Source organism: Novosphingobium sp. B 225 (genome assembly GCF_002198665.1).
GTDB lineage: Bacteria > Pseudomonadota > Alphaproteobacteria > Sphingomonadales > Sphingomonadaceae > Novosphingobium.
On record NZ_MWLM01000034.1, the window covers coordinates 73,267 to 79,433 of the forward strand.

A 6,167-nucleotide genomic window follows, 5' to 3' on the forward strand; every position below is an offset into this window, starting at 1 on the left:
CTCAGGCCAGCCCCAGCACCCGCGCGGCGTTGTCTTTCATGATGCCGGGCAGGACGTCTTCCTTGAAGCCCACCTGCAAAGCGGCATCGAGCCATTTTTGCGGATGGATCAGCGGAAAATCGCTGCCGAACAGCATTTTCTTGCGCAGCTGGGTGTTGGCATACTGGATGATCTGCGGCTGGAAGTACTTGGGGCTCCAGCCTGACAGATCGATGAACACATTGTCCTTGTGCAGCGCCATCGACAGGCTTTCATCGACCCACGGCCAGCTGGGGTGGGCCAGGATGATCTTGATGTCGGGGAAGTCGACCGCGACATCGTCGACCAGCATCGGCTGCCCGTATTTCAGTTTGACCCCGCCGCCGCCGCGCATACCGGTGCCCATGCCCGAATGGCCGGTGTGGAAGATTGCCGGCAGCTTGTATTCGTTGATTACCTCGTAAATCGGATAGCCGACCTGCGCCGCCGGTTCGAGGTTCTGCATGATGTGGTGGAATTTGAACCCGCGCACGCCACAGTTCTCCACCAGATCCCGCGCCTCGCGCGCGCCCAGCTTGCCCTTGTGCGGATCGATCGAGGCGAAGGGGATGCACACGTCATCGTTCTTGGCGGCGAATTCGGCCACTTCATAATTGGAGACCCGCTTGGCTCCGATCCCGCTTTCGCAATCGACCGTGAACAGACAGAAGGCGATCTGCTGTTCGCGGTAGATCTCGGCGATTTCCGGCATCTTGGGGCGTTCGCGCGGGGCCTTGAAATAGGCGCTGGCGGCATCGAAAAACTGGCCCATCACCGGATCTTCGGGATCGTGGCAGCTGACCTCCGCGTGGACGTGGACGTCGATCGCTTTGATTTTGGAAAGGTCGATGGGCACAGGTTTTGGTTCCTCTTTTTGCGTTCACATTCGTCACCCTGAACTTGTTTCAGGGTCCATTGTGCGGTTTGACCAACGCGTGGGGCGTTTGAACACCTTGCGGCCCGGCCATTTTGTGCTCGCGCGTGCCGGATTGGCTGCACGATGGATCCTGAAACAAGTTCAGGATGACGGTGCGGGAGGGGTGATGCGTCTCGCAGCCCCTCCCGCACAAATTACATCTGGATGATCACGGTCTTGGTCTCAAGATAGGCTTCGATCCCCAGGCGGCCCTGTTCGTGGCCGATGCCGCTCTCCTTGTAGCCGCCAAACGGCAGCGCGGCGTCGATCACGGCGTGGCAGTTGCCCCACACGGTCCCGGCCTTGATCTTGCCCGCGAGCTTGAGCATCGTGGTTGCGTCCTTGGTCCATACGCCAGCGCCCAGGCCATAGCAGGTGTTGTTGGCCTCGCGCGCGACTTCGTCCAGATCGTCAAATCGCTGGGCGACCACCACGGGGCCGAAGATTTCCTCGCGCACCACGCTCATCTGCGGGTTCACATCGACCAGGATCGTCGGGTTGACGAAATAGCCGCCGCCGTTCGACGGGGCATCACCGCCCAGCGCCACGCTGGCGCCGTCGCGTTTGCCGGCCTCGATATAGCCCATCACCTTGTCGTGCTGTTCCTTGCTGATGATCGCGCCCATATGGGCTTCGGGATCAAGGCTGGCGCGCGGGGCCCAGAACGGGGCGTTCTGCGCCATGCCTTCGAGCACCTGGTCGAACACCGAGCGGTGGGCATAGAGCCGCGATCCGGCGACGCAGACCTGGCCCGCGTTGAACCAGATCGCGCCCGATACGCCTGCGGCAGTCGCGGCGACATCGACGTCGGGCATCACGACCACCGGGCTCTTGCCGCCCAGTTCCAGTGTGACATGCTTGAGCGTCTCGGTGGCATTTCGGTTGATCAGCTTGCCGATCTCGGTCGAACCGGTGAAGGCGATCTTGTCGACGTCCGGGTGCTTGACCATGCGGTCCCCGGCGGTGTGACCGTTGCCGGTGATGACGTTGAGGACGCCAGCGGGGAAGCCAGCCTCAGCCACCAGATCAGCGAGCTTGAGCGCAGTGATCGAGGTCTGCTCGGCCGGCTTGAGCACGATGGTGCAACCTGCGGCCAGCGCCGGGGCGATCTTGAGCGCGGCCATCAGCAGCGGGAAGTTCCACGGTACGATCTGGGCGCAGACGCCGACCGGCTCTTTCAGCGTGTAGGAGAACACCGCCCCGGCCGGCATGGTATAGGGCGCAGTGGTTTCGCCGGCGACCTTGCTGGCCCAGCCGGCCATGAAGCGCAGCTGGCTGATCGCGCCGGGCACATCGACCGCACCGGCCATGCCCTTGGCCTTGCCGTTGTCGATTGCTTCCAGCTCGGCGAACAGGTCGGCGTTGGCTTCGAGCAAGTCGGCGAGGCGGTTCATCGTGCGGTCGCGCACCATCGGCGGCAGGCCCGACCAGCGGCCATCGTCAAACGCCGCGCGGGCGGCGGCGACGGCGCGGTCGACATCGCGGTCAGAGGCATCGACCACGTGGCCGACGATCTTGCCGCTGGTGGGGTCTTCCACCTCGATCACTTTGTCGTGGCTGGAGGAGACCCATTCGTTGTTGATGAACAGCGCCGGTTTGCGCGCCAGAAAGGCCTGGGCGGCGGGGGAGTAGGCGCGCTGGGTGCGGTCGATGGTGGTCATTTCGTTCATGAAGTACATCCTCTCCACAGGCGTTCCGGCCTTGCTGGTCCGGAGTCGAATTAGTAGGTAAGACTTACAAATTATCCGACCCGATGCAAGGGCTGGATTGTTATTGACCATAGCAATAATCGCGCTATGGCATGACTCACAGCTTTGGGAGCACTGTGCCGATGTCCGCCGTCCTCGTCGATTCCATTCGCACTTATGCCAAATCGATGCCCGCGCGGCTCGCGGTGGGCTGTACCGAAAGCGGGCGGCGCTGGTCCTGGGCAGAGCTGGACGCGGCCATCGATCGCGCGGCGGCGTGGCTGGTGGACCGCCTGGGGGCGAGCAGCGGCGCGCGGGTGGCGACGCTGACCCGCAACCACCCCAATATGCTGGTGCTGCAATGGGCCTGCGCGCGCGCGGGCGCGGTGTTCGTGCCTTACAACTGGCGGCTCGCCCCCGCCGAAATCGCCGCCCTGATGGCCGACGCAGCACCCAGCCTGATCTTCCACGATACCGAATTCACCGTGCCGGACTATCCGGCCGAAAAGCTGCTGCTGGCCGATCTGGAAACCCTTGGCACACCCGGCACCCGCGCCCCCGCCGCTGCCCGCCGCGACTGGGAGCTGCCTTCAACCCTGCTCTACACCAGCGGCACCAGCGGGCGACCCAAAGGGGTGATGATCAGCGAAGCCAACGCCTTTTGGGGCGCCACCAATTTCGCCCTCGGCAGCCTGGTCTCTTACGAAAGCGTGTTCCTGTGCGACATGCCGCTGTTCCACACCGCCGGGCTGTTCGCCGCGGCGCGCGTGCCGGTGCAGACCGGCGGGACGGTGTGGATCAGCCCCGGCTTCGATCCCGCCAGAACCCTGGCCCGCATGGCCGACCGCGACCTTGGCATCACCCACTATTTCTCGGTCCCGCAAATGGCGACGACGTTGTGGCAGCACGGCGATTTCACCCCGGAAAAGCTGCACGGCCTCAAACTCTACGTCACCGGCGGCGCGCCCAATCCCAAGGCGCAGGTCGAACGCTTCGCCCGCGCCGGGATCCGCTTTTCGGACGGCTTCGGGATGAGCGAAACCTGCTCCAACTTCGCCATGCCGGTGCTCGATGTCGAACGCCTGATCGCCAAGGCCGGTTCGTGCGGCCAGCCGCTGATGGCAGTCGAAACCCGGATCGTCGATGATGCGGGCGCGGACGTGGCCCAGGGCGAAACCGGCGAACTGTGGATTCGCGGCCCCAGCGTGACCAAGGGCTACTGGAACCAGCCCGAACTCACCGCCAAGGCGTTCGCGGGCGACTGGTTCAAAACCGGCGACGCCGCCCTGATGGATGCCGACGGGTTCTACTACCTGGTTGACCGCAAGAAGGACATGTACATCTCCGGCGGCGAAAACGTCTATCCGGCAGAAGTCGAAGCCGCGCTCGCCGAATTGCCCGAGATCGCCGAAGTCGCGGTGATCGGCGTGCCCAGCGAACGCTGGGGCGAGGTCGGCCGGGCCTTCGTGATCGTGCGCGAAGGCATGGCGCTCAGCGCGGAACAAGTCCTGGCCCACTGCGCCGCCCGGCTGGCCAAATTCAAGGTCCCCGCCAGCGTAGTCCTGACCGATTCAATCCCGCGCACCGCCTCGGGCAAGGTCCAAAAACACCTGCTGCCGCGGGATTGAGCGCCAGCCAGCACTACCTGTCACCCGCATAGCGATACGCGTGACTCGCGATGCGGGTGACAGAGAACAGAAGCGGGATGCGAAGGGCGATGTGCCTTTCAGGCGGCAACCTGCCGCGACATTGGCACCGAACCGGCCCTTCTGGATACGACCACATTGCGGACATTCGGTGTCACATGAACCTAGAAGTATGCCACGCTTCCAAACAGCGTCGATTTCCGGCAGCATGGTGAGATGAGAGATCTTGCAAGATACGCCATAGTCGCCGCTGTGGGCACCTCGGCCTTCTTTGTATCTCAATATCTTAGTCCGGCTTCAAGTCGTGAGACAGCCGACATAAACTGCATATTCGACGCCGAAGATGATGCCATTCCGCTCAATGTCCCCAACTCGCGGAATATTGTGAAGAAAGTTGAGTTCTCGGGCGAGATGACAGGGAGATATACCGACAAGGAGGCCGGGGTTGACCTTTGGCATGCCGATGGCGAGGTGCGGTTCGAAGGCGTCTCTCAGCGAATGTCTGGAGCAATCTTCTTGACCACAACCGATGAGGTTAGCGGTTTAATGCTTTATCGGGATCGCTATCCGCACCAAGCTGTCGATCTATGGATTTCGACACTGAACGAGAACCGCATTCTCGACTGGGATAAGGCGCGAGCATACGTCTATTTCGAAGGCGCAGACGCCAAGCTAGATCATCCATTCGTGTATCGCTGCAACGTGACCAAAAGCCGGTAGCGAGAGCTGCCAAACTCAAACCCGCCAGCGTAGTCCTGACCGGTTCAATCCCGCGCACCGCCTCGGGCAAGGTCCAGAAACACCTGCTGCCGCGGGATTGAGCGCCAGCCAGCACTACCTGTCACCCGCATAGCGATACGCGTGGCTCGCGATGCGGGTGACGGAGAACAGAAGCGGGATGCGAAGGGCGATGTGCCTTTCAGGCGGCAACTTGCCGCGACATTGGTAGCGAACCGGCCTTTCCGGATACGACAAGATTTTGGTCGTAAGCATGAATGTTGCTGTTGCCCAAAAACAGTCGTTCGTTCAGGTTGGCATATCGCGGTGGCAAAAACGAATTGTGAGGCAACTTGCTGACAGCATACAGCATTTGGACAGCATCCGATGGAACTAATCACAAACTGGTTTAGCCCATTTGCGCGTAAGGTGGCGCTGGCCCTCGAGCATAAGGGAATAGCTTATGAAGCTATTGATGGTCTGACCCATGCAAACCATGCCCTCTTGTGGCGGTTGAACTCTCGAGGAGAAGTTCCAACGTTGATCGATGGCAAAGTTGTGGTTTCGAATTCTGCGCACATCCTAGCGTATCTGGAGGATGCCTATCCTGAACCCTCCATTTTGCCGCGCGATGCTGCAACGCGCGCCCAAGCGCGAGCGTTGGAGCGCCTGTTTGATACACGTGTTGACCCGATTTTGGTCAATTGCTCATTGTGGAGCTGGGCAAAGCGCAGTGACAGCGCACCACCCGGACTGAAAGAGGCAGGCCAACGCGACCTTGATGCCGCATTCGCAGAAACTGAAGCCCTTCTCGCCAACATGGGAGCATTCAGCTTTGGCGACACGCCCGGCCTGGCTGACTTTGCCCTTTGGCCGCATTTGGCGGCTATCGAACCCTTAGGATTTCAGCTCGATGCTTCGAGATTTGAACGAACAGCGATGCTATTGACGCAGATGAAAGCAACTGAGCTTTTTCGCGACGATGCGCGGCGTACCCGCAACTTTCTCAAAACGATGTCTGCCGACACCCACGAAACGACAAAGATCGCTTGGCGAGGTGACCGCATAGAGTGGATGCTGGCACGAGGTTATCATGAGTGGTTTTTGGACGAAATTCTATCTGGCCGGGTGATTTGGCCAATGTCCTAGTTTGCTGATTATTTCGCGAAAGCCGCCTGTCAG

The 6,167-nt window shown here is 61.1% G+C and carries 5 protein-coding genes; 3 read left to right on the forward strand and 2 right to left on the reverse strand.

The features are described from left to right. Nucleotide 1: 1 nt before the first annotated feature. Both MNBBLIKP_RS05310 and MNBBLIKP_RS05315 read right to left on the reverse strand, forming a co-directional pair. Entirely contained in the window at nucleotides 2-874 is an 873-nt protein-coding gene (locus tag MNBBLIKP_RS05310) for an amidohydrolase family protein (RefSeq protein WP_088308204.1), read from the reverse strand. 215 nt (nucleotides 875-1,089) lie between these two features. Continuing rightward, nucleotides 1,090-2,604 carry an aldehyde dehydrogenase family protein gene (locus MNBBLIKP_RS05315; protein ID WP_088308315.1) on the reverse strand — a complete coding sequence of 505 codons (1,515 nt, stop codon included), beginning with the start codon at nucleotides 2,602-2,604 and terminating at the stop codon, nucleotides 1,090-1,092. 161 nt (nucleotides 2,605-2,765) lie between these two features. Here MNBBLIKP_RS05315 and MNBBLIKP_RS05320 point away from each other — a divergent pair, with 161 nt between their 5' ends. The 3 genes from MNBBLIKP_RS05320 to MNBBLIKP_RS05330 all read left to right on the forward strand — a co-directional run bounded on the left by MNBBLIKP_RS05320 (nucleotide 2,766) and on the right by MNBBLIKP_RS05330 (nucleotide 6,134). Beyond that, nucleotides 2,766-4,250: an AMP-binding protein gene (locus MNBBLIKP_RS05320; protein WP_088308206.1), complete on the forward strand. Its 1,485-nt coding sequence runs from the start codon at nucleotides 2,766-2,768 to the stop codon at nucleotides 4,248-4,250. Nucleotides 4,251-4,484: 234 nt separating this feature from the next. After that, the gene (locus MNBBLIKP_RS05325; RefSeq protein WP_088308208.1) at nucleotides 4,485-4,988 is read left to right on the forward strand and encodes a hypothetical protein; all 504 of its coding nucleotides are present in this window, start codon (nucleotides 4,485-4,487) and stop codon (nucleotides 4,986-4,988) included. Nucleotides 4,989-5,372: 384 nt separating this feature from the next. After that, on the forward strand, nucleotides 5,373-6,134 hold the full coding sequence (locus tag MNBBLIKP_RS05330; RefSeq protein WP_088308210.1) for a glutathione S-transferase family protein: 762 nt from the start codon (nucleotides 5,373-5,375) through the stop codon (nucleotides 6,132-6,134). Nucleotides 6,135-6,167 lie beyond the last annotated feature (33 nt).